This window comes from Zhengella mangrovi, from assembly GCF_002727065.1.
Taxonomy (GTDB): domain Bacteria; phylum Pseudomonadota; class Alphaproteobacteria; order Rhizobiales; family Rhizobiaceae; genus Zhengella; species Zhengella mangrovi.
In genome coordinates this window covers 693,049-715,233 of record NZ_PDVP01000001.1, presented here as the reverse complement: position 1 = coordinate 715,233, position 22,185 = coordinate 693,049, and the positions used below count along the sequence as shown (strand labels likewise).

At 66.4% G+C, this 22,185-nt stretch carries 21 protein-coding genes; 4 read left to right on the top strand and 17 right to left on the bottom strand.

The window, feature by feature from the left end; all coding sequences use genetic code 11:
* Positions 1–27 precede the first annotated feature (27 nt).
* On the top strand, positions 28–1,608 hold the full coding sequence (locus CSC94_RS03520; RefSeq protein WP_099303743.1) for a putative bifunctional diguanylate cyclase/phosphodiesterase: 1,581 nt from the start codon (positions 28–30) through the stop codon (positions 1,606–1,608).
* A gap of 16 nt (positions 1,609–1,624) precedes the next feature.
* Here CSC94_RS03520 and CSC94_RS03515 read toward each other — a convergent pair whose 3' ends face one another.
* The 3 genes from CSC94_RS03515 to rpsO all read right to left on the bottom strand — a co-directional run bounded on the left by CSC94_RS03515 (position 1,625) and on the right by rpsO (position 5,429).
* On the bottom strand, positions 1,625–2,641 hold the full coding sequence (locus tag CSC94_RS03515; RefSeq protein WP_099303741.1) for a class I SAM-dependent methyltransferase: 1,017 nt from the start codon (positions 2,639–2,641) through the stop codon (positions 1,625–1,627).
* A gap of 75 nt (positions 2,642–2,716) precedes the next feature.
* A complete protein-coding gene (gene pnp / locus CSC94_RS03510; protein ID WP_099303739.1) occupies positions 2,717–4,864 on the bottom strand; it encodes a polyribonucleotide nucleotidyltransferase in 2,148 nt (715 codons plus the stop codon).
* 295 nt (positions 4,865–5,159) lie between these two features.
* On the bottom strand, positions 5,160–5,429 hold the full coding sequence (gene rpsO / locus CSC94_RS03505) for a 30S ribosomal protein S15 (protein ID WP_099303724.1): 270 nt from the start codon (positions 5,427–5,429) through the stop codon (positions 5,160–5,162).
* Positions 5,430–5,660: 231 nt separating this feature from the next.
* On the opposite strand from rpsO, the gene CSC94_RS03500 reads away from it, so the two are divergent.
* From CSC94_RS03500 to CSC94_RS03490, 3 genes are all read left to right on the top strand, one after another.
* Complete coding sequence (locus tag CSC94_RS03500) at positions 5,661–6,689, top strand: ABC transporter substrate-binding protein (protein WP_099303722.1); 1,029 nt, start codon at positions 5,661–5,663, stop codon at positions 6,687–6,689.
* 78 nt (positions 6,690–6,767) lie between these two features.
* On the top strand, positions 6,768–7,538 hold the full coding sequence (locus CSC94_RS03495; protein WP_099303720.1) for an ABC transporter ATP-binding protein: 771 nt from the start codon (positions 6,768–6,770) through the stop codon (positions 7,536–7,538).
* Positions 7,531–8,337, top strand: a complete 807-nt coding sequence (locus CSC94_RS03490; protein WP_099303718.1) for an ABC transporter permease — start codon at positions 7,531–7,533, stop codon at positions 8,335–8,337. The genes CSC94_RS03495 and CSC94_RS03490 overlap by 8 nt, the downstream gene beginning before the upstream one ends.
* Positions 8,338–8,368: 31 nt before the next feature.
* Here the strand turns inward: CSC94_RS03490 and CSC94_RS03485 are convergent, their stop codons facing one another.
* From CSC94_RS03485 to lnt, 14 genes are all read right to left on the bottom strand, one after another.
* The gene (locus CSC94_RS03485; RefSeq protein WP_205853217.1) at positions 8,369–8,833 is read right to left on the bottom strand and encodes a GNAT family N-acetyltransferase; all 465 of its coding nucleotides are present in this window, start codon (positions 8,831–8,833) and stop codon (positions 8,369–8,371) included.
* Between the two features lies 1 nt (position 8,834).
* Positions 8,835–9,161, bottom strand: a complete 327-nt coding sequence (locus CSC94_RS03480; RefSeq protein ID WP_099303716.1) for a hypothetical protein — start codon at positions 9,159–9,161, stop codon at positions 8,835–8,837.
* A gap of 25 nt (positions 9,162–9,186) precedes the next feature.
* Positions 9,187–10,260, bottom strand: coding sequence for a magnesium/cobalt transporter CorA (gene corA / locus CSC94_RS03475; protein ID WP_099303714.1), 1,074 nt, complete (start codon positions 10,258–10,260; stop codon positions 9,187–9,189).
* 154 nt (positions 10,261–10,414) lie between these two features.
* Complete coding sequence (truB, locus tag CSC94_RS03470; RefSeq protein WP_099303712.1) at positions 10,415–11,365, bottom strand: tRNA pseudouridine(55) synthase TruB; 951 nt, start codon at positions 11,363–11,365, stop codon at positions 10,415–10,417.
* 2 nt (positions 11,366–11,367) lie between these two features.
* The gene (rbfA, locus tag CSC94_RS03465) at positions 11,368–11,787 is read right to left on the bottom strand and encodes a 30S ribosome-binding factor RbfA (protein WP_099303710.1); all 420 of its coding nucleotides are present in this window, start codon (positions 11,785–11,787) and stop codon (positions 11,368–11,370) included.
* Between the two features lie 107 nt (positions 11,788–11,894).
* Positions 11,895–14,459 carry a translation initiation factor IF-2 gene (gene infB / locus CSC94_RS03460; RefSeq protein WP_099303708.1) on the bottom strand — a complete coding sequence of 855 codons (2,565 nt, stop codon included), beginning with the start codon at positions 14,457–14,459 and terminating at the stop codon, positions 11,895–11,897.
* Positions 14,456–15,085, bottom strand: a complete 630-nt coding sequence (locus CSC94_RS03455; protein WP_099303706.1) for an RNA-binding protein — start codon at positions 15,083–15,085, stop codon at positions 14,456–14,458. The genes infB and CSC94_RS03455 overlap by 4 nt, the downstream gene beginning before the upstream one ends.
* 49 nt (positions 15,086–15,134) lie before the next feature.
* A complete protein-coding gene (gene nusA, locus CSC94_RS03450) occupies positions 15,135–16,754 on the bottom strand; it encodes a transcription termination factor NusA (protein WP_099303704.1) in 1,620 nt (539 codons plus the stop codon).
* Positions 16,755–16,813: 59 nt separating this feature from the next.
* The gene (gene rimP / locus CSC94_RS03445) at positions 16,814–17,422 is read right to left on the bottom strand and encodes a ribosome maturation factor RimP (RefSeq protein ID WP_245408237.1); all 609 of its coding nucleotides are present in this window, start codon (positions 17,420–17,422) and stop codon (positions 16,814–16,816) included.
* Positions 17,423–17,599: 177 nt separating this feature from the next.
* Positions 17,600–17,788 (bottom strand): DUF2256 domain-containing protein, encoded by a 189-nt coding sequence (locus tag CSC94_RS03440; protein ID WP_205853216.1) that lies wholly within the window; start codon positions 17,786–17,788, stop codon positions 17,600–17,602.
* A 31-nt stretch (positions 17,789–17,819) separates the two neighbouring features.
* Positions 17,820–18,518: a tRNA (guanine(46)-N(7))-methyltransferase TrmB gene (gene trmB, locus CSC94_RS03435; protein WP_099303700.1), complete on the bottom strand. Its 699-nt coding sequence runs from the start codon at positions 18,516–18,518 to the stop codon at positions 17,820–17,822.
* A 16-nt stretch (positions 18,519–18,534) separates the two neighbouring features.
* Positions 18,535–19,803 (bottom strand): methionine adenosyltransferase, encoded by a 1,269-nt coding sequence (gene metK, locus CSC94_RS03430; protein ID WP_099303698.1) that lies wholly within the window; start codon positions 19,801–19,803, stop codon positions 18,535–18,537.
* 176 nt (positions 19,804–19,979) lie between these two features.
* Entirely contained in the window at positions 19,980–20,393 is a 414-nt protein-coding gene (locus CSC94_RS03425; RefSeq protein ID WP_099304020.1) for a helix-turn-helix domain-containing protein, read from the bottom strand.
* Positions 20,394–20,535: 142 nt separating this feature from the next.
* A complete protein-coding gene (gene lnt / locus CSC94_RS03420) occupies positions 20,536–22,125 on the bottom strand; it encodes an apolipoprotein N-acyltransferase (protein ID WP_099303696.1) in 1,590 nt (529 codons plus the stop codon).
* Positions 22,126–22,185 lie beyond the last annotated feature (60 nt).

The following is a 22,185-nucleotide window of genomic DNA, read 5'->3' as shown; positions in this document are numbered from 1 at the left end:
ATAGTCCCCATTCCAGAGGGGATTGTGATGGCTATCAAAGGCAACCCGAAGCGAACCCGCCGCTTTCGACTGATCACGATCGGAGCATCCGGTCTCGGCAGCATGCTGCTTGGCCAATGGGCCATGCAGCTGGGCCTTGCCGAGCACATGCAATCCATTCCCCCGTCCCTGCTCGGCGGCGCGATCGCGGGTCTGGGAACCGTTGCCGCCAGCTTCGCCGCCATCGCCTTCTTCGCCGGCGTCGACGAGTCGGAGCAATACGTTCACCAGGAAACCCATGTCGACAAGCTGACCGGGTTTCACACCCGCGTGGCGATGATCGCCAAGATCGCCGAGGCCGTCGCCAGTGTGCTGAAATCGGGCAAGCCGATCTTCATGCTCGACATCGACATCGACCGCTTCAAGCAGATCAACGACGCCATCGGCTACCAGCAGGGCGACCAGCTGATCCGCGCCTTCGGCGAACGCCTCAAGCTGCAGTTCCCGCGCGAAGTGGAAATCGGCCGCATGGGCGCCGGGGAGTTCGTCGTGCTCCTGCCCGACGAGGTCATGACGGAGTCCATCGACACGATGGTCGAGGACCTGCTGGCGGAAATGATGCGGCCCTACCAGATGGCGCACAATCCGCAATCGGTGAACCTGTCGGCCGGCATCGTCGCGCTGCCGAAGGACGGCCAGGACCCGATCGTGCTGCTGCGCCGCTCCAACCTGGCGCTGCAGCGGGCACGGGCAAGCGGCATCGGCACGTGGTCGATCTTCCATCCGGAAATGAGCCGCGTCGCCGACTACCGCCACTGGATCGAGGGCGAACTGCCGGTGGCGATGAAGCGGGGCGATTTCGACCTTCACTACCAGCCGCAGCTTGACCTGGGCACGGGCAAGGTGGTCGGCTACGAGGCGCTGCTGCGCTGGCGCCACCCGGAACGCGGCATGATCCCGCCGTCGGAATTCATCCCGGTCGCCGAGGAATCCGGCATGATCGTGCCGATCGGCGAGTGGGTGCTCAGGCGCGGCTGCCACGATGCGCTGTCGCTGCCGGAGGACAGCTACGTGGCGATCAACCTGTCGCCGATGCAGTTCATGTCCGGCGACCTGGTCGAACTCGTCAAGGGCGCGCTGGAAGAAGCCGGCCTGCCGGCCCGGCGGCTGGAACTCGAGATCACCGAAACCGCGATGACGCGGGACCGCAACAAGGCCGCCAGCATCCTCAAGCTGCTGTCGGACATGGGCGTGTCGATTGCCATCGACGATTTCGGCACCGGCTATTCCAACCTGAGCTATCTGATGGATTTCCACTTCAGGAAGCTGAAGATCGACCGGTCCTTCGTGCAACGGCTGGAAAGCGACGAGAACTCCGGGGCGCTGGTATCGACGATCGTCGGCCTATCGCGGGCGCTCGGCGCGAACACGCTGGCCGAGGGCGTGGAAACCGAGGGCCAGGCCGTGCTGCTGCGCGCGGCGGGCTGCGACGAGGTCCAGGGCTTCTACTACGGCAAGCCCGCGCCATTGGAAGACTGCAAGACCTTCGCTGCCCGGATGCGCGCGACGCCCGTGGCCAGCAGCGATCCGGTCATGGCCATGCCGGCACAGGCCGGCATGCTTCACTGAATTCGCGCATCCGCCTTCAGCGCTGAGCGACCAGGACCTTGAACCCGCCCTCTTCGGCGGGTTTTTCCACACTCCTGAAGTGGTGCGCCAGTTCGTCCTCGTAGGGCAGCTGGCGGTTCGCCACCATGAACAGGCGGCCGCCCGGCTTCAGCGCCGAGGCCGCGCGGCGGATCATCGCCTGGCCCAGTGACGGTTCGGCCTTCCGTCCCGCATGGAACGGCGGGTTCATGACGATGGCGGCGTATTTCCGCTCGACGGGTTCGGCGGCCAGGTCGTGCCAGTGGAACGCCACAGCAACCGGGCAGCCCGCGAGGTTTTCCCGGGCCGCCCGAAGCGCCGCGTGGTCGGCCTCGTAGAGGTCGATGGAGGCGACACCGGGACAGCGCGCGGCCACCTCGGCCGAAAGGTAGCCCCAGCCGGCACAGAAATCGGCCACCGCGCCAGCCAGGCCTTGCGGCAGGTGCGCGGCCAGCAGGTGCGACCCGGCATCGATCCGGTCATGGGAAAACATGCCCGCAGCGGTGCGGAAACGCCCGTCGATCCTCGCCTCATCGGCCGGCGGAAAGAGGGATGCCGCGGCCGCGTCATCCGGCCGTCGAAACCACATGGCAAGACCATGGTGCTTGGCGATCGTCGCGACATCCGGAAGGAGCGGCTTCAACCGCCTGGCAAAGCTCTGCGCGCCCTCGGTCTTGCCCCCGGCCACCAGAACGAGCGCGCCCGGCCGGAGCCGGACCACCGCCTCGTGCAGCCAGCGTTCGTTCTGGCCGCGATGGCGCCCGAGAAGGATCATGGCGCCATCGAAGCGAGGTGCGGTGGCATCCGGCCAGCCGGGCACCACCTGGAACCCGGCGCGGCGCAGCGCGTCGTGATCCGGCTTGAACCCCTGCACCAGCGTCAGGCCGGCGCCGAAATCCGCGGGCAGCGACAGGCCGGCGCCGAGGCCTGCCGCGATCCAGCGGCCGCCGTCCGGCATGTCGAGCAGGCCGGCCTTCAGGGGGTGAAACAGCGTCTTCAGCGCATCGTCGCTCATCGGTCATTCCCGCCACGAAAAAGGGGCGCGGATGGAAACCACCCGCGCCCCGTACCTCTTTTTGAAGGACGCGCCTTACTCGGCGTCGTCGTCCTTCTTCTCACGCTTCTCGCGGGCGATTTCCTGGCCGGTTTCCTGGTCGACGACCTTCATCGACAGGCGGACCTTGCCACGCTCGTCGAAGCCCATCAGCTTGACGTAGACCTTGTCGCCTTCCTTGACCACGTCGGTGGTCTTGGCAACGCGCTCGGGCGCCAGCTGGGAGATGTGGACCAGGCCGTCACGCGGACCGAAGAAGTTGACGAAGGCGCCGAAGTCGGCCGTCTTGACGACCGTGCCCTGGTAGATCTCGCCCACTTCCGGCTCGGCCACGATGGAGTGGATCCACTTCTTGGCGGCCTCGATTTCCTTGCCGTTCGACGAGGCGATCTTGATGGTGCCGTCGTCCTCGATGTTGATCTTGGCGCCAGTCTTTTCCACGATCTCGCGGATGACCTTGCCGCCGGTGCCGATCACGTCGCGGATCTTGTCGGTCGGGATGTTCATGACCTCGATGCGCGGGGCGAATTCGCCCAGCTCGCCGCGGCTCTCGGAAATGGCATTGCCCATCTCGCCGAGAATGTGCAGGCGGCCATCCTTGGCCTGGTTCAGCGCGACATCCATGATCTCTTCGGTGATGCCGGCGATCTTGATGTCCATCTGCAGCGAGGTGATACCATTGGCCGTGCCGGCGACCTTGAAGTCCATGTCGCCGAGGTGATCCTCGTCGCCGAGGATGTCGGACAGGACGGCGAAGCGGTCGCCTTCCTTGATCAGGCCCATGGCGATACCGGCCACCGGGGAAGCCAGCGGAACGCCGGCATCCATCAGCGCCAGAGAGGTGCCGCAGACGGTCGCCATGGAGGACGAGCCGTTCGACTCGGTGATCTCGGAGACGACGCGCAGCGTGTAGGGGAACTGGTCGGCCGAAGGCAGCATCGGGCGGATGGCGCGCCAGGCCAGCTTGCCGTGACCGATCTCGCGGCGGCCGGGCGACCCCATGCGGCCGGTTTCGCCGACGGAATAGGGCGGGAAGTTGTAGTGGAGCATGAAGCGCTCCTTGTACGTTCCCGTCAGGCTGTCGACGAACTGCTCGTCCTCGCCGGTGCCGAGCGTGGCGACGACGATGGCCTGGGTCTCACCGCGGGTGAACAGGGCCGAACCGTGGGTGCGCGGCAGCAGGCCGACTTCCGAAACGATCTGGCGGACGGTCGACAGGTCACGGCCGTCGATGCGGCTCTTGGTGTCGAGGATGTTCCAGCGGACGATCTTGGCCTGAAGCGACTTGAAGACCGTGCCGATCTGCTCGCCGGTCCACCTGGCGTCCTCGCCCTCGGCCGGGGCAAAGGCTTCCTTGACCTTGGCCTTGGCGGCATCGACGGCATCGTAGCGCTTCTGCTTGTCGACGATCTTGTAGGCGTCGCGCAGGTCGGCTTCGACGATCTTCAGCATCTCGCCTTCGAGGGCCGACAGGTCTTCCGGCTGGAAGTCGCGCGGGTCCTTGGCGGCCACTTCGGCCAGCTTGATGATGGCGTCGATGACCGGCTGGAAGGCCTTGTGGCCGAACATGACGGCGCCGAGCATGACGTCCTCGGCCAGTTCCTGGGCTTCCGACTCGACCATGAGCACGGCGTCCGAAGTGCCGGCGACGACGAGGTCGAGCTTGCTTTCCGGCATTTCGTCAACATGCGGGTTGAGCACGTATTCGCCGCCGATGTAGCCGACGCGGGCGCCACCGATGGGGCCCATGAAGGGCACGCCGGAGAGCGTCAGGGCGGCGGAGGCGGCGACCATGGCCAGCACGTCCGGATTGTTCTCCAGGTCATGCTGCACGACGGTGATGATGACCTGGGTGTCGTTCTTGTAGCCATCGGCGAAGAGCGGACGGATCGGGCGGTCGATCAGGCGCGAGACCAGGGTCTCGTTCTCGGAGGGACGGCCCTCGCGCTTGAAGTAGCCGCCCGGGATCTTGCCGGCGGCGAACGCCTTTTCCTGGTAGTTGACGGTCAGCGGGAAGAAGTCCTGGCCCGGCTTCGGCTCCTTCGCGGAGACGACAGTGGCGAGCACGACGGTTTCGCCGTAGGTGGCGAGCACGGCGCCGTCGGCCTGGCGGGCGATCTTGCCGGTTTCGAGCACCAGCGGACGGCCGCCCCACTCGATCTCAACCTTGTGGTGGGAAAACATGTCTTGTCCTTTTCATCGGCGGAACGGGCGCGCCCCCATGTTTCCGGCGCCGCGATGCGTTCCAATTTCTCGTCTCGGACGAGCCACGGGCAAGACAACGGGAGGCTTGATCGGAAGAAGGCAGCCAGCGCCTTCCAAGCATCCTGCAATCCTGCCCCATGACCGGTCCCATGGGCGGCTTTCCCTACCGTGCGGCCTTTCAGTGCCGCGCTTGGCTGGCGGGAACGCCGGGCGGGCCACCATGGCCCGAAAGGGGAAACGCAGCCGCATCGATCCGGCTGCGTTTCCTCGTCTCTTAGCGGCGGATGCCCAGCTTGCCGATCAGCGTCCTGTAGCGTTCCTCGTCCTTGCCCTTCAGGTAGTCCAGAAGGCGACGACGCTGCGAGACGAGCATCAGGAGACCACGGCGGGAATGATTGTCCTTCTTGTGGCCCTTGAAGTGTTCGGTCAGGTTGGTGATCCGCTCGGTCAGGATGGCCACCTGCACTTCCGGCGAACCGGTGTCGTTTGCAGCGGTGGCATATTCCTTGATGAGCTGCTGCTTGCGCTCAGCCGTAATCGACATCGTATTTTCCTTTCGAAAATGAGGATCGGGACGCCCAGAGCCGGGATGTCGTCCAGCACGGGCCATGGAACACGGCGGACAGAGCGGCCGCAATGTTGCGGTGCCTATACTGCAATTGCCCCGGAAATGAAAGCCCGCTGACAAACAATCGGCCTTTCCGGCTTGCCCACCGTTCATCATCGGCTAATGTCTGCGCGACAATTGCCAGAAAAGAGAAACGGGAGGACCCCCATGACGCTGAACCGACTGACCCGCCGCGCCTTCGTGGCCGCCACCGCCGCCACCTCCGTGCTTGGCCTGATGGCCGGCAGCGCCGAGGCCGCCGACAAGATCAAGGTGGGCATCCTGTCGCTGACCTCGCACGCCGGCGCCTATGTCGCCCACGAGCGCGGCTATTTCGCCGACGAGGGCCTGGATGCCGAACTGGTGATGTTCCAGGCCGCCGGCCCGATGGCCGTGGCGATCGCCTCGGGCGACATCGATTACGGCGTGACCGCCATGACCGGCGCGCTCATCAACCTGGCCGAAAAAGGCGCGGTCAAGGTGATCGGCGGCGCGCTGACGGAGGAAAAGGGCATCGACGGGCAGAAGATCCTGGCCTCCAACGCCGCCTACGACGCCGGCCTGAAGACGCCGGCCGACCTGAAGGGCAAGCGCTTCGGCATCACCGGCACGGGCTCCTCCTTCCACTACATGGCCTCGAAGATCGCCACCAAGGAAGGCTTCTCCACCGCCGACATGGAACTGGTGCCGCTGCAGAAGGTGCCGGCCGTGATCGCGGCGCTGAAATCGGGCCAGATCGATGCCTGGTCGATCGTGCCGCACATCGCCAAGGGCCTGGCCGGCGCGGGCGGCGCCAAGATCATCGGCGACGTGGCCGACTACATCGACGGCTACCAGGTGACCACGGTCTTCACCTCCACCGCCAACACGACCGAGAACCGGGCCGTGACGGAGCGCTTCCTCAAGGCCTATTCGAAGGGCATCGCCGATTACAATGCGGCGCTGGTCGACAAGACCGCCGGCGAGGACGCGGCCAACGCCATGGTCGAACTGATCCACAAGTATGTCTACACCGACCGGCCTCTGGAGAAGGCCGCCGGCCCGATCAAGGCCGGTGCGATGCGCCTGCAGCCGAACTGCAAGCTCAACATGGCCTCGGTCACCGACCAGTTCGACTGGTTCAAGGCCGAAAAGCTGGTGCCCGAGACGGCCAAGCTTGAAAACCTCGTCGACACGTCCTTCGTCGAGACCTACTGACGGACCGTCACAGACCGGGGCGGCGGCCGGAGCAGGGCCGCCGCCCGTTCCTTTTGCCGAACATGGGGGCCAGACGGGTTGGAACTTTCACTGCGCTCGGTCGCGAAATCCTATGGCGGCCTGACGGTGCTGGACGGCATTTCACTCGACATCGCCTCGGGCGAGATCCTGTGCCTTGTCGGCCCGTCGGGCTGCGGAAAGTCGACGCTGCTGCGCATGATCGGCGGGCTGGAGCGGCCCGACAGCGGCGCCATCCTGCAGATGAGCGAACCGCCGGCCAACTCGCTGAACCCGCTGACCTACATCTTCCAGGATTTCGCGCTGCTTCCCTGGCGCTCGGTGCATGACAACGTCGCGCTGGTGCTGGAAAACCAGGCCTCGGTGAGCCGCGCGGAACGCGAGGCCATCATCGCCGACGTGCTGGCGCGCACCAAGCTGACCGGGTTCGAAAAGGCCTGGCCGCGGCAGCTTTCGGGCGGCATGAAGCAGCGTGTCGCCATCGCGCGGGCACTGGCGGTCCGCCCGGCCGTCTTCCTGATGGACGAGCCGCTTTCCGCGCTGGACGCCCAGACCCGCGACCTGCTGATGGACGACCTGGTGCAATTGTGGCTGCGCGAACGGTTCACCGCCGTCTACGTCACCCACAACCTGCAGGAAGCCGTGCGGCTCGGCCACCGGGTGGCGATCCTGTCGCGCCGGCCCGGGCGGCTGCGCGACGTCGTTTCCATCGACACGCCGATCGAGACGCGCCGTCACGACGACCCGGCGCTGATCGCCATCCAGGAGCGCCTGTGGGACGCGATGCGCGAGGAGGCGGAAGCCGCCGACAAGGAGCTGGCCGATGTCTGAGCAGGAGCAGCCCGGCGGCAAGCCGGTCGCCTTTCGCGGCGGCGGCTTCGACTACAAGCCGTCGAAACTGACCGCGCTTCTCACCTTCGCCGTGCTGCTCGCCATCTGGGAAGTGGGCAGCCGGACCGGCTTCATCTCCAACCTCGTGCTGCCGGCCCCCTCCGAGGTGCTGGCCGCCTTCGTGCAGCTCTGGCGGTCGGGCGATCTCTGGGCGCACCTGAGCGCCTCGCTGTACCGGCTCGTGCTCGGCTGGACCATGGGCACGGTGCTGGGCGTGGCGGTGGGCTTCGCCATCGCGCTGTTTGCCCCGGTCCGGGCCAGCCTGACGCCTCTGGTGGCCGCCATCTTCCCGGTGCCGAAGATCGCGCTGCTGCCGCTGTTCATCATCTGGTTCGGCATCGGCGAGGCCTCGAAGGTGGGCCTGATCCTGTTCGGGACCTTCTTTCCGACGATCATCGCCACCTACGGCGGGGTCGACAACGTCGACCGTTCGCTGATCCGCATGGGCCAGAGCTTCGGGCTGACGCGGGCCCAGATCGCGCGCAAGATCCTGCTGCCCGGGGCCATGCCGGTCATCCTGTCGGGCATGCGCATCACCTCCGCCATCGCCATCATCCTGATCGTCGCGGCGGAACTGATCGCCGCGCAGAAGGGAATCGGCGCCTATATCCAGATGGCCGGCTCGCTGTTCGCCACCGACCAGCTGATCGCCGGCGTGCTGGTGCTGTCGGCCCTGGGCCTGACGGTGAGCTGGCTGATCACGCGGGCGGAGCGCTGGCTGCTGCGCTGGCGGGGGTAACGCGACCCGTGCCGTTGTCGCTACACCTCCGTCAAAGCGCCAGGGTCATGAAGAACGAATGCGGGTCCGGGCCGTAGTCGGCGAAAGGTCCGGTCTGCCTGAAACCGAATGAGCGGTAGAGGCGTTGCGCGGGCAGGAAATGCTCTGTCTTGCCGGTTTCCAGCGACAGGCGAGTCAGACGGTGGCTGCGTGCCTGCGACAGGAGATGCGCCAGAAGCGCGCGTCCGACCCCTCTGCCGCGCATTTCAGCGACGGTGTGCATGGACTTGATCTCGCCCAGCCCGCCGCCATGATCCTTGAGGGCAATACATCCGGCCAGCTTTTCGCCAGCCCATGCGCTCCAGAATGTGATTGCGGGGAGACGCAGCCGTTCAAGGTCAAGCGCATGGACGCTGCCCGCGGGCGTGACCGCGCGCATGTGTTCGAGATGGCGGATCAGAAGTGCGGCGATTTCCGGCCCGCGCAAATCGTCAACGTGGATCGACAGTTCCTTCACATCAGCACCCTCGCTTCACATAGGCTCCGGGCACCATGTCCGGCCAATGGACATTCTCGCCCTGCGCCTGCGATTCGAAGGGTCCGTCCACGACGCAGAACAGGCCCGGGTTGAAGTCCGGGTAGTCGCCCGTCTCGACGACATGGGTGCCGACGCTGCCCGGCAGGACGACACCGCGCACTTTTTCAAGCGTCTTCTCGGCGCCGTAGGCATCCGGCGCGCAGCCGAGGATGACATACCAGCCGCATTGACGGTCCGAAGCGCTGGCAGGTCCGGGCGCGGCGAGGCAGAGAAGGATCGCGCCGACGGCCGCCGCAACCGGGGACATGGCTCGGCTTCCAGGCCTCACCATGTCACAGCCAGTCCTTCCAGCGGAACCAGCCCAGCAGTCCGAGGGCGATGAGCGCCATGGTGCCGAGCGCCAGCGGGTAGCCGTGGGCCCAGTGCAGTTCCGGCATGTCGGTGAAGTTCATGCCCCAGATGCCGGCCAGGAAGCTCAGCGGAATGAAGATGGTGGCGATGATGGTCAGCACCTTCATCACCTCGTTCATCCGGTTGGAGATGCTGGACAGGTAGAGATCGTGCAGGCCGGTGGCGATTTCGCGGCAGGTCTCGATGATGTCGATGAGCTGGAGAACGTGGTCGTGGACGTCGCGCAGGTAGCGGCGCGTGTCATGCTCGACGATGTCGTTGTCCTCGTCGCGCAGGGCGCTCATCACCTCGCGCATCGGCCAGAGCGAGCGCTTGAGCGACACGAGCTCGCGCTTGAGGCCGTGCAGGCGGGCGATGTGCTCCGGCTCGGGGTCGACCGTGATGATGTCCTCCATTTCCTCCAGTTGCTCGCCGAGGTTCTCGGCGAGCGGGAAATAGGCATCGACGACCGCATCGATGATGGCATAGGCAAGATAGTCGCCCTTCGCCGCCCGGATGCGCGGCTTGCCGCGGCGCAGGCGCTCGCGCACCGGATCGAGGCAATCGTCGGCGCGCTCCTGCACCGTGATGACGAAATCGCGGCCGAAGATGATGGAGAGCTGTTCGCGCGACCCGACCGACAGGCCGCTCACCATGTGCAGGACGACATAGGCGTAGCCGGGATAGTCCTCCGCCTTCGGGCGCTGGTTGAGGTTGACCACGTCTTCCAGCACGAGCGGATCAATGCCGAACAGGCTGCCGAGGCTTTCGAAAAACGCCGTGTCGCCGGTGCCGACCACATCCAGCCAGATCCGGCTGCCCCTGGAGCGCAGGCCGGCCAGATCGTCGAGGCGCACGTTCTCGTGCTCCTCGCAGGCCGTCTCGCTCCATGTCATGACCCGCATGACCGGCTGTGCAGCGGTCGGATCGACAACCAGCGTTCCCGGCGGTGCGCCGACCGGCACCCGCCTTCGCGTTATGATGGACCGGCGTCTGTCCCTTCGGCCGCTGGCCATGATGCGTCTCCCAATGCCCGCCAGGGCGTATCCGTGCGCGGTGCCGGTGGCAAGAAAACCTGTGCGCCGGGCGAGCGCTGCCGCTTTCTTGTCCGGCGGCCACGCGGCAGGCACTGTCGCAGCGCCGGCTCCGGTTGGCCAGCGGGAAATGCGATCAGGCGAAGACGCGCCGCGGATGGAACTGGCCGGCGGAAACCGCACCGATGGCGACCAGCCGGCCACGGGCCGTCACGTAGGCCTCGTCGGCCTCGACGGGGGCGTCGCGTCCACGCAGGATGACCGGGTTGCCGAGCCGGACGCGGTTGGCCGCATCGTCGGTCAGCGCCACGTGCGGCAGGTCTTCGAGCGCTGCCTGTGTGTCGATGAGCAGCGCGTCGAGCGCGGCGAACCGCTCCTTCGTCGATGCGTCCTCGGCTAGGGCATCGCCTTTGGCGCGGGCCGCTTCCAGCGCCTCCACGGTGACGAAGTCGTCCACGGTGAAGGGGGCGACCTCCTCGCGGCGCAGCAGGGAGACATGTCCGTAGCAGCCAAGCTGGCGGCCCATGTCGCGGGCGAGACTGCGCACGTAGGTGCCCTTGCCGCAGGCCACCTCGAACGTGGTCGTGCCGGCGTCCATGGCGGTGATCTCGAGGCTGAAAATCTCGACTTCGCGCGCCGGTATCTCCACGTCCTCGCCGTCGCGGGCGATGTCATAGGCGCGCTCGCCGTCGATCTTGATGGCGGAGAACTGGGGCGGCACCTGCATGATGATGCCGAGATAGCCGGGCAGGATGGCCTCGATCCCGTCGCGCGTCGGGCGCTTGTCAGACGTGGCGGTCACCTCGCCCTCGAGGTCGTCCGTCGACCGTTCCTCGCCCCAGGCCACGGTGAAGGCATAGACCTTCTCGCCTTCCATCACGTAGGGCACCGTCTTGGTGGCATCGCCGAGCGCAATCGGCAGCATGCCGGAGGCCAGCGGATCGAGCGTCCCGGCATGGCCGGCCTTCTGGGCGTTGAACAGCCACTTGACCTTGGAGACGGCCTGGGTGGACCCCATGCCCGCCGGCTTGTCGAGGATGATCCAGCCGGAAACGTCCCGGCCCTTCTTCTTGCGCTGGCGTGCCATGCCTATTCTTCTTCTTGGCCGTTGTCGTCGTCGTGGCCGAGGTCGCGGGCCACTTCCGGCGAATGCAGCAGTTCGTCGATCTTGCGGAAATTGTCGAAGGAGGTGTCGAGCCGGAAGCGGAACTCCGGCATGTATTTCATCTGGCGCAGGGCGCCCGACACGCGGCCACGGATGAACTTCGCGTTGGCGGCCAGCGCCTTGATCACCGGCTGGCCATCGTCGAGGCCCAGCGGCGTGACAAAGGCCGTGGCAATCTTCAGGTCGGGCGACATGCGCACCTCGTTGACCGAGATCACCGTGGTCTCGAGCAGCGGATCACGCACCTCACCACGCTGCAAGACATCGGACAGGGCGTGGCGCACCTGCTCGCCCACCCGCAGCTGGCGCTGCGACGGCCCCTTTGAGGATTCGGATCGTGACATTGTCCTGTCCCTGATTCACGGCAGCGGACTGGAACCGCTTTCCGTGCGTCAAAAGAACCAGACCGGCACGGCGCCGGTCCGGCATGTTTTCACTCCTGCGGCCCGCCTCAGAGCGTACGGGCCACCTGCTCGACGCGGAAGCACTCGATGACGTCGCCCTGGCGGATGTCGTCGTAGTTCTCGAAGGCCATGCCGCATTCCTGGCCGGACTGGACCTCGGAGACCTCGTCCTTGAAGCGCTTGAGCGTCTTGAGCTTGCCTTCGTGGATGACGACGTTGTCGCGCAGCAGGCGCACGCCGACGCCACGCTCCACCTTGCCTTCGGTCACGCGGCAGCCCGCGACCTTGCCAACCTTGGTGATGTTGAACACCTCCAGGATCTCGGCGTAGCCGAGGAAGGTCTCGCGGCGCTCCGGAGACAGCAGGCCCGACATGGCCGCCTTCACGTCATCCACGAGGTTGTAGATGATGTTGTAGTAGCGGATCTCGATGCCGGCCTGTTCGGCGGCGTCGCGAGCCTGCTTGTTGGCGCGGACGTTGAAGCCGATGATCGCGGCGTTGGACGCCTCGGCCAGCGACACGTCGGACTCGGTGATGGCACCGGCACCCGAGTGGATGATCCGGGCCCGCACCTCGTCGGTGGAGAGCTTGTCGAGCGCGGCGGCAATGGCCTCGACAGACCCCTGCACGTCACCCTTGATGAGCAGCGGGAACTCGGCCGTCTCGGACGAGCGGGCCTGCGCCATCATCTGCTCGAGCGAACCGCGCGAGCCAGCCTGGCGTGCAACCGCCATCTCGCGCGCCTTGCGCTGGCGGTATTCCGCGATCTCGCGGGCCTTGCCCTCGTTCTCGACAACGTGGAAGGTGTCGCCGGCCTGCGGCGTTCCCTGCAGGCCGAGGATCTCGACCGGCATGGCCGGACCGGCTTCCTTGAGCTGGGCGCCCTTGTCATTGACGAGCGCGCGGACGCGGCCCCATTCGTTGCCGGCCACGAGGATGTCACCGGTGCGCAGCGTGCCGGCCTGGACCAGGACGGTAGCAACCGAGCCGCGGCCCTTGTCCAGCTTGGCCTCGACCACGGCGCCCTCGGCGGGACGGTCCGGGTTGGCCTTCAGTTCCAGCACTTCGGCCTGAAGCAGGATGGCTTCCAGCAGCCCGTCGAGATTGGTGCCCTTGAGCGCGGAGACCTCGACGTCCATCGTCTCGCCGCCCATGCTTTCGACGAACACCTCGTGCTGGAGCAGCTCGGTGCGCACCTTCTGGGCGTTGGCGGCGGGCTTGTCGATCTTGTTGATCGCCACGATGATCGGCACACCGGCCGCCTTGGCGTGGTTGATGGACTCAATCGTCTGCGGCATCACGCTGTCATCGGCGGCAACCACCAGGATGGCGATGTCGGTGATGTTGGCGCCGCGGGCGCGCATGGCGGTGAAGGCCGCGTGGCCGGGCGTATCGATGAAGGTGATCTTCTGACCGTTCTTCTCGACCTGGTAGGCGCCGATGTGCTGGGTGATGCCGCCCGCCTCGCCGGACACGACGTTGGCATTGCGGATGGCATCGAGCAGCGACGTCTTGCCGTGGTCGACGTGGCCCATGATGGTGACGATCGGCGGACGCGGCTTCAGATCCTCGGCCTTGTCCTCGACGTTCATGATGGCGTCCTCGACATCGGACTCCGACACGCGCTTGACGGTGTGGCCGAAATCTCCGGCGATCACTTCCGCGGTGTCGGCGTCGATGATGTCGCCGGGCTTGATCATCTGGCCCTGCTTCATCATGTACTTGACGACGTCGACGGCACGCTCGGCCATGCGGTTGGCCAGTTCCTGGACCGAAATGGTCTCGGGGAGAACGACCTCGCGCACGATCTTCTCGCGCGGCTCCTGCTGCATGGAGCGCTTGAACTTCTCCTGGCGGCGGCGCATGGACGACAGCGACCGGCCGCGGCCCTCGCCATCGTCGTTGAGGGCGCGATTGAGCGTCAGCTTGCCGGAGCGGCGGCCTTCGTCTGTCTTCGGACGGGCCGGCGCGCGGGGCGCGGCATCAACCTTGGCCGGCGCGCCACGCTTGGCACCACCACGCACCTTGTCGTCGTCCTCGGCGATTTCCGGCTCGGGCTTGGCAGCCTTCGGCGGCTCGACGTCGCGCTTGCGCTGCTTTTCCTCGGCCATGGCCTGGGCTTCCACCTCGGCCTGCTTGCGGGCAGCTTCCTCGGCTTCCTGGCGCTCGCGCTCGGCGCGCTCGCGGGCGCGGCGCGCATCCTCCTCGGCGAGGCGGCGGGCCTCCTCCTCGGCCTTGGCGCGGTCCTCGGCCTCACGGGCCTTGGCTTCTTCCAGCGCGCGGCGGCGGGCATCCATCTCGTGGTTGGACAGGTCGGAGGCTGCCGACGTCTGAACCGGGCGCGGCGCAGGGCGCGGCGCCGACGGGGCTGGCCGGGGCGCGGGAGCCGGTGCTGCCGCTGCGGGCGCAGCCGGCTTCTTCACTTCCGCGGCCGGCTTTTCATCCGGGCGGGAGAACTTGCGCTTCTTGGTCTCGACGACGACCGCCTTGGAACGCCCGTGGGAGAAATTCTGCCGCACCACGCCCTGCTCGTTCCCGCCACGCTTGATCGTGAGGGTCTTCTTGGAGGCTACGTGGAGGGTCTTGTCGTCGCCCGATTTGCTATCGCTCATCTATCATCCTTTGCGGCTTTGGCCGCATCCGTCTCAGTGCCGGGGCCTTCCCGGTATTCGTGCAACGCAACAATGCGTTTGACCGCCGCCCGGCCGGCCTGCCCGTCGAGCACGGCTGCATGTATCACATTTGTACCCCCGATTGCCAAACCCAATTCGGCCTCGGGGAAGAGTTTGAAGGCCGGTATAACCGGACCATCCATATATTCAACCGCCCGGCGCGCCTGATCCAGCTTGCGGACCCCGTCCGGCGCCGCCTCGAAGGCGTGAAGGACGGCCACGGCCTGTCCGGAGCGGACGGCGGCATCGCACTTGGCGGAGCCGGTCACGAACTGACCCGCCTTCCTTGCCATCAATATGGCCCCGAGCGCGGATTTTACCAGTAGGCGGTCGACAAGCGCGCCCAGTTCGGGATCCACGCTCACCTCGGCCTTGAGGGCGCGGCGGAAGAGGTTCTTCCGCGCCGCCTGGTCGACCCGGGCCCGTGTTGCCGTCACCCAGCAGCCGCGGCCGGGCAGGTTGCGCTTGAGATCGGGGACGACGGACAGGTCCGGCCCGGCGACGAAGCGGATCAGCCGATCCGGTTCGCCCGCCTGGCGCGTGACAATGCATGTCCGTTCGGCCATCGCTTCCAATCAGCGCTCCCTCGCCCGTGTCCAGCGGCCGGCCGGGCCATCAGGCCCCGGCCTCCTGCGTTTCACCTTCGGCAACCTCTTCGGCTTCCGTATCCGCCGCGGGGGCCAGGTCCTCTTCGGTCACCCAGCCGGCCATCAGGCGGGCTGCCATGACCATTTCCTCGGCCTCGGCGTGGGTGGTGCCGAACGGCGTGAAGACACCATCGTGCACCGTGGTCTCGCCATCCTTGCGCTCGCGCCAGCCGACCAGGTCGTCGGCGGCGTAGCCGGCGAAGTCCTCGATGGTCTTGACGCCGTCCTCGCCGACGGCGGCCATCATGGCGGTCGTCATGCCCGGCACCTGGCGCAGCTCGTCCTCGACGCCGAGGCTGCGGCGCTTCTCGTCCAGCTCGGCCTCGATGGCCTCCAGGTAGTCGCGGGCGCGGTTCTGGATTTCCTGGGCGGTATCCTCGTCGAAACCGTCGATGGAGGAAATCTCGTCGAGGTCGACGTAGGCCACTTCCTCGACCGAGGTGAAGCCTTCCGAGGCCAGCACCTGGCCGACCATCTCGTCGACGTTGAGGGCGTCCATGAACAGGTTGGAACGCTCGACGAATTCCTTCTGGCGGCGCGCCGATTCCTCTTCCTCGGTCAGGATGTCGATATCCCATCCGGTGAGCTGCGAGGCCAGGCGGACGTTCTGGCCGCGGCGGCCGATGGCCAGGCTCAGCTGCTCATCCGGCACCACGACCTCGATGCGCTCGGCATCCTCGTCGAGCACGACCTTGGCCACTTCGGCCGGCTGCAGCGCGTTGACGATGAAGGACGCGGCATCCGGCGACCAGGGAATGATGTCGATCTTCTCGCCCTGCAGTTCGCCGACGACGGCCTGGACGCGGCTGCCGCGCATGCCGACGCAGGCGCCGACCGGATCGATGGAGGAATCGCGGCTGACGACGGCGATCTTGGCACGCGATCCCGGGTCACGGGCCACCGACTTGATCTCGATGATGCCGTCGTAGATTTCCGGCACTTCCATCTGGAACAGCTTGGCCATGAACTGCGGGTGGCTGCGCGACAGGAAGATCTGCGGACCGCGCGGCTCGCGGCGCACGTCGTAGACATAGGCGCGCACGCGGTCGCCATACTTGAAGATCTCGCGCGGGATCAGCTCGTCGCGGCGGATGATCGCCTCGCCGCGGCCCAGGTCCACGATGACGTTGCCGTATTCGACGCGCTTGACCGTGCCGTTGACGATCTCGCCGATGCGGTTCTTGTATTCCTCGAACTGGCGGTCGCGCTCGGCTTCGCGCACCTTCTGGACGATCACCTGCTTGGCCGACTGGGCGGCGATGCGGCCGAAGTCCAGCGGCGGGAGCTGCTCGGCGATCTGGTCGCCGACCTGGGCGTCGGGATTGCGCGAGCGGGCCTCGTCGAGCGAAATCTGGGTCGAGAAATCCTCGACGGCATCGACCACGTCCATCAGGCGCTGAAGCTTCATCTCGCCGGTGTTCGGGTTGATGTCGACCCGGATGTTGGTTTCCTGGCCGTAGCGCGAGCGCGCCGCCTTGCCGATGGCGTCCGCCATGGCCTGGATGACGATGCTCTTGTCGATCGACTTCTCGCGTGCCACCGCGTCGGCGATCTGGATGAGTTCAAGCCTGTTTGCACTGATGGCCATTGTGGTCTCCCTTGTGGAACGCCCGCCCGGCTCCTGCCTGGTCGCGGGCCTTCGAAACGTCAGTCCTCGTTGTCACTGTCTCCGGCCGGCGCCTCTTGCGCCTTGCCGCCTTTCTTGCGGGCCTTGCGCGCCGCCTTGTCCTTTTTCAACGCATCGCGAATGAGGTCGTCGGTGAGGATGAGCCGCGCATCGGCGACCGCGTCGAAGGGAATGTCCACCGTCGGCTCGTCGCCGTAGCTCATCTGGTCGCGCTCCAGCGTGAAGCCGTCTTCCGAGACCACGGCGATCTTCCCCTTGAAGCGCTTGCGCCCGTCGACCAGGATGGCCGTCTCCAGCTTCACCACGTGGCCCTGCCAGTCGGAAAAGTCGGAGCGGCGCACCATTGGGCGGTCAATGCCGGGCGACGACACTTCCAGATGGTAGGCGCCGTCCACCGGGTCGTCCACATCGAGCGCGGGAGAAATGGCGCGGGAGAGTTCCTCGCAGTCCTCGACGGTGATCGTGCCGTCCGGGCGTTCCGCCATGACCTGCAGCGTCAGACCGTTCTGCCCGGACAGGCGAACCCGCACGAGGCGGAAGCCCATACCAACGATCACCGGCTCGACGATGGCGGCGATGCGGGCGTCGATACCGGTTTCACGGATGATGCGGTCGTCTGCTTTTTCCAACACTGGGTCCCGATACGTGGTCTGCCGGCCGCCGACGGTTCCCGTTGCGGGTAACAAAAAAGAGCGGGACCGGCGGGACCCACTCTCCGTCATACGACCAAGAATTTGAGGTCCATATAGGCCTGTTCGCGCGAAAACGCAAGCGGGGCGCATGGCATGCGCCACGGGCGGCCGGTTTCAGGCGGTGGCGCCGTGCCCGCCAGGCCGCATCCGCCCCTGCCTGCGGCAGCGATCGGAGCAGTAGCGCACCGCTTCCCAGTCGCGCGCCCACTTGCGGCGCCAGGCGAAGGGCCGGCCGCATGCAGCACAGACCTTCTGCGGCAGGCCCTTGCTCTTCAGGAACCGATCAGGCGTAGATCTCTTCATGCCCGGGGATCTGGCGCGGCGGCGCGGGTCTTCAAGTGCGCAGGAACGTCAGGTAAGCGGGCGTGCGGCCCTCGCGCACGGCCTTGGCCTCGTAGCGGGTACCCGGCCAGCCCTCGTAGGGGGTGTGCCAGTCCTGCGCGCTGGCCGCCTGCCAATCGAAGGCAGGGTGGGCGCGGCAATGCTGCAGCGTCCAGTTGACATAGGTGTCGATGTCGGAGGCGAAGCGGAAGCGGCCGCCCGGCTCCAGGACGCGGGCGAAGCGGTCGAGGTTGGCGCGGCTGACGAAGCGGCGCTTCCAGTGCCGCTTCTTCGGCCAGGGATCGGGATAGAACAGGTCGATCCCGGCAAGCGAGGCGTCCGGCAGCCAGTCGAGAATGCGGGTGGCGTCGTCGTCGTAGAGGCGCAGGTTGGCGCGCGGCTCCTCGTCGAGCTGGCGGCAGAGCTTGGCCATGCCGTTGACGAAGGGCTCGACGCCGATGAAGCCGGTGCCGGGATGGCGCCCGGTCTCATGGTGGAGGTGCTCGCCACCGCCGAAGCCGATCTCGAGACGGACACCGGAAACGGGCGCTTCGAAGAGGGCTTCCAGCGGCCGCGGCGGCGGCAAAGCCGGATCCAGCCGCAGGCGGGCCAGCGTCTCGTCGAGACTTTCGGCCTGGCGGGGACGCAAGGTCTTTCCGTGGCGGCGACCGAAGAAGGCCTCGGTCGCCCGGCTCTTGCGCTCCTCGCCCATGCCCGCCGGTTCCCGTTCAGGCGTCCTTGACGGCAGCCTTGAGCGCCTTGACGAGGTCGGTCTTCTCCCAGGAGAAGGACCCGTCGCGGCCGGCCTTGCGGCCGAAGTGGCCATAGGCGGCGGTGCGCGCGTAGATCGGCTTGTTCAGGTCGAGATGCTTGCGGATGCCGCGCGGGGTCAGGTCCATGACCTTGGCGACCGCCTTTTCCAGCACGGCATCGTCGACCTTGCCGGTGTCATGGGTGTTGACGTAGATCGACAGCGGGCGCGCCACGCCGATGGCGTAGGAAAGCTGGATGGTGCAGCGGTCGGCGAGGCCGGCGGCAACAACGTTCTTGGCCAGGTAGCGCGAGGCATAGGCCGCGGACCGGTCCACCTTGGTGGTGTCCTTGCCGGAGAAGGCGCCGCCGCCGTGAGGCGCGGCACCGCCGTAGGTGTCGACGATGATCTTGCGGCCGGTCAGGCCGGCATCACCGTCCGGACCGCCGATGACGAAGGCGCCGGTCGGGTTGATGTACCACTTGCAGTCATCGGAGATCGGCATGTCGGCGAGGGCCTCGCGGACATAGGGCTCGATGACCGAACGGACCTTGGCGGAATCCCAGGAATGGTCCAGGTGCTGGGTGGAGACGACGATCGAGATGACCTCGACCGGCCGGCCGCCCTCGTAGCGGATGGTGACCTGGCTCTTGGCGTCCGGGCCGAGCTTGCCAGCGTCGCCCTCGCCGGCATGGCGGGCGGCGGCGAGGCGCTCGAGAATCTTGTGGGCGTAGTAGATCGGCGCGGGCATCAGTTCCGGCGTCTCGTTGCAGGCATAGCCGAACATGATGCCCTGGTCGCCGGCCCCCTCGGAGCCCTGCTCGTCCGCGGCATTGTCCACGCCCTGGGCGATGTGCGCCGACTGGCTGTGCAGCAGCACCTCGATGCGCGCCGTCTTCCAGTGAAAATCGTCCTGCTCGTAGCCGATCGAACGGATCGCCTTGCGGGCGGCGGACTTGAACTTGGCCGGGTTGATGACCGGTTCGCCGCGCTTGTTGTAAACGAGGTTGCCTTCCTTGTCCTTCTTCATCAGGGAATCGGGAACCCGGACCTCGCCGGCGATCACGACGCGGTTGGTCGTCGCCAGGGTCTCGCAGGCCACGCGCACAGACCAGGGGTCGGTGCCGGTCTTCTTGGCTTCGCGATAGACGAGATCGACGATCTCGTCGGAAATCCGGTCGCAAACCTTGTCTGGGTGACCTTCCGAAACGGACTCACTGGTGAAGATGTAGTCTGCACGCGCCATTGGGGGTTCCACTCAAGAAAAAGGGCGCTCCATTGCGGTCGCGCCGGGCGCTGGCCTTTTGCCAACTGTTCCATGTTTCGTCAACCGCTTCCGGACATGTCCGGACGCATAAACCCGCCCGTCGCGGCCTGCGACGGGCGGGTTTGCAGGGAAAACGGATGGTTGCCGTGCGACGGTCAGTCCGCGTCGCTGTCGCCGAGCGTGCGCACCAGGTCGATCACCTTGCGGCGCACCTTGGGATCGCTGATCTTGACGAAGGCGCGGTTGAGCTGGAGGCCCTCGGTGGAATTCAGGAAGTCGACGACATAGGAGGTGGAACTGTCCTCGGCGAGTCCTTCTGGCGCATTGGACTGGCCGGGCGCGTCCTCGAAGAAAAAGGCCACGGGAACCTGGAGCACGTCAGAGATCGCCTGCAACCGGCTTGCCCCGACGCGGTTGGTGCCCTTTTCGTACTTCTGGATCTGCTGGAAGGTAATGCCAAGGCTCTCACCCAGCTTCTCCTGGCTCATTCCCAGCATGTTGCGTCGCAGCCGGATTCGGCTGCCGACATGAATGTCGATCGGATTCGGTTTCTTCTTGTTCTCTGTCATGTTGTCCTCGCCGTGCGCCACGGACTTGTTCGATTTGTTATCCGGCGAGAAAGCCTCATTCACCACATGCCCCCACAAGCACAAACTGCGGTCAGCTTTCCTATGCCGGAGGTTGCACTATGGGCCTGCATTCGCCAGCGTGTCAATTCGGCCTTACTCTTGCCGCAATGGCGAAAACCAACGCCATGAACAAGGCTAGCATATTAGCGAACACGCTGTTCACTAAAATATTGCCGAACGAAGCGTCAAGCCGCTCCAACCGGACCTTCGCGTCGATCACACCCACGGAATCGAGCGCCAGCGCCTCGATCACGCGTCCCTTTGGATCGACATAAGCGCTGATGCCGTTGTTGGCGGCGCGCAGCAGCGGGAGGCCCAGCTCCACGGCACGGATCTGCGCCTGGCGGAAATGCTGCCAGGGGCCCGGGGTCCGCCCGTACCAGGCGTCATTGGTCACGTTGACGATCAGGTTGGCCGGTTTTCCCTCGGCGCGGCCGGCCTCGAAGGGGAAGATGACCTCGTAGCAGACAAGAGGCAGTGCGGTGATCCCGTCAGGCAGGTCCATGGTGTGGCGGGACGCTGCCGGCGTGAACTGTCCCGGCGCATGGGCGACCTGCTCGAGGCCGGCCGCCGAAAGCAGGCCGGAGAAGGGAAGGTACTCGCCGAAGGGAACGAGGTGCATCTTGTCGGCCGCTTCGATGATCTCGCCCTTGCCGTTGATCGCGGTGATCGAGTTGTAGAAACGCGCCGACTGGCTGGAGACGTCGCCTTCGGCCCTCACCGCCCCGGCCAGCAGGACCTGATCGTCGGCGAGCGTCGCGCCGATGGCCGACAGGACTTCCGGGCGCTCGGTCAGCAGCCAGGGAACGGCGGTTTCCGGCCAGACGATCAATTGCGGCGCCGGCCCGCCGTCCTCGGGCCGGGCGGCGGTCATGGCGAGGTAGGTCTCGAAGATCCTGCCCCGCGTTTCCGGGTTCCATTTCAGATCCTGGGCGATCGACGGCTGGACAAGGCGGACCCGCACCGTCGGCACGTCCCCTGCGTCCGGCTGCGCCAGGCGCCAGTAGCCGAAGCCGACATGGGCGAGCACGAGGGCAAGCGCGACGGCAAGGCCGGTGCGTCGCCAGCGGCGGCCGCCAAGAAGCGCGGGGCTGGCGAAGACATAGACGGAAAGGGCATTCATTCCGAACAGGCCGATCACCGCCGCGCTCTGCATCAGCAGCGGCACGGGCATCGCGGCCTGGCCGATGGCATTCCAAGGAAAGCCGGTGAAGAGCACGGCGCGGGCCCATTCGGCGGCGCCGAAGCCGAAGGCCAGCGCGAAAATGCGCCCGAGGTCATGGCGCCACAGCAGGCGGGCGAGCGCACAGGCCAGGCCATAGAACAGGGCGAGGACGGCGGGCAGGCCGACCACAGCGAAAGGCATGGCCCAGGCAAAGCTGTCGGCTTCGACCAGCAGGGCATTGCCGATCCACCACAGCCCGGCGACGAAATAGCCGAAGCCGAACCACCAGCCGATACCGAAGAAGGGCAGGATGCGGGAGACCGGCCCGCGCGCCTCGTCACCGGCCGCGCCGTCGAGCAGCCAGACCAGGACGGGGAAGGAGACGAAGCAGACCGCGAAGAAATCGAAGGGCGGCTGGGCGAGCACGGCAAGCACGCCGGCAAGGAAGGCGACGGTCCATCGCTTCCAGCCCCACAAGAGGATGATCCTGCCTGACAGACGCTCCATGGAGCTCCCGCGCCGTTTGCCCCCGTTGCCGTGCGAATCACGACGCTCCAGACTTAGAGC

Excerpts from the sequence above, each read along its gene's own strand:
- CSC94_RS03520 (WP_099303743.1), top strand. The coding sequence starts at position 28 with ATGGCTATCAAAGGCAACCCGAAGCGAACCCGCCGCTTTCGACTGATC.
- CSC94_RS03515 (WP_099303741.1), bottom strand. The coding sequence starts at position 2,641 with ATGAGCGACGATGCGCTGAAGACGCTGTTTCACCCCCTGAAGGCCGGC.
- pnp (WP_099303739.1), bottom strand. The coding sequence starts at position 4,864 with ATGTTTTCCCACCACAAGGTTGAGATCGAGTGGGGCGGCCGTCCGCTG.
- rpsO (WP_099303724.1), bottom strand. The coding sequence starts at position 5,429 with ATGTCGATTACGGCTGAGCGCAAGCAGCAGCTCATCAAGGAATATGCC.
- CSC94_RS03500 (WP_099303722.1), top strand. The coding sequence starts at position 5,661 with ATGACGCTGAACCGACTGACCCGCCGCGCCTTCGTGGCCGCCACCGCC.
- CSC94_RS03490 (WP_099303718.1), top strand. The coding sequence starts at position 7,531 with ATGTCTGAGCAGGAGCAGCCCGGCGGCAAGCCGGTCGCCTTTCGCGGC.
- CSC94_RS03480 (WP_099303716.1), bottom strand. The coding sequence starts at position 9,161 with ATGTCCCCGGTTGCGGCGGCCGTCGGCGCGATCCTTCTCTGCCTCGCC.
- corA (WP_099303714.1), bottom strand. The coding sequence starts at position 10,260 with ATGGCCAGCGGCCGAAGGGACAGACGCCGGTCCATCATAACGCGAAGG.
- truB (WP_099303712.1), bottom strand. The coding sequence starts at position 11,365 with ATGGCACGCCAGCGCAAGAAGAAGGGCCGGGACGTTTCCGGCTGGATC.
- rbfA (WP_099303710.1), bottom strand. The coding sequence starts at position 11,787 with ATGTCACGATCCGAATCCTCAAAGGGGCCGTCGCAGCGCCAGCTGCGG.
- infB (WP_099303708.1), bottom strand. The coding sequence starts at position 14,459 with ATGAGCGATAGCAAATCGGGCGACGACAAGACCCTCCACGTAGCCTCC.
- CSC94_RS03455 (WP_099303706.1), bottom strand. The coding sequence starts at position 15,085 with ATGGCCGAACGGACATGCATTGTCACGCGCCAGGCGGGCGAACCGGAT.
- nusA (WP_099303704.1), bottom strand. The coding sequence starts at position 16,754 with ATGGCCATCAGTGCAAACAGGCTTGAACTCATCCAGATCGCCGACGCG.
- CSC94_RS03440 (WP_205853216.1), bottom strand. The coding sequence starts at position 17,788 with ATGAAGAGATCTACGCCTGATCGGTTCCTGAAGAGCAAGGGCCTGCCG.
- trmB (WP_099303700.1), bottom strand. The coding sequence starts at position 18,518 with ATGGGCGAGGAGCGCAAGAGCCGGGCGACCGAGGCCTTCTTCGGTCGC.
- metK (WP_099303698.1), bottom strand. The coding sequence starts at position 19,803 with ATGGCGCGTGCAGACTACATCTTCACCAGTGAGTCCGTTTCGGAAGGT.
- CSC94_RS03425 (WP_099304020.1), bottom strand. The coding sequence starts at position 20,393 with ATGACAGAGAACAAGAAGAAACCGAATCCGATCGACATTCATGTCGGC.
- lnt (WP_099303696.1), bottom strand. The coding sequence starts at position 22,125 with ATGGAGCGTCTGTCAGGCAGGATCATCCTCTTGTGGGGCTGGAAGCGA.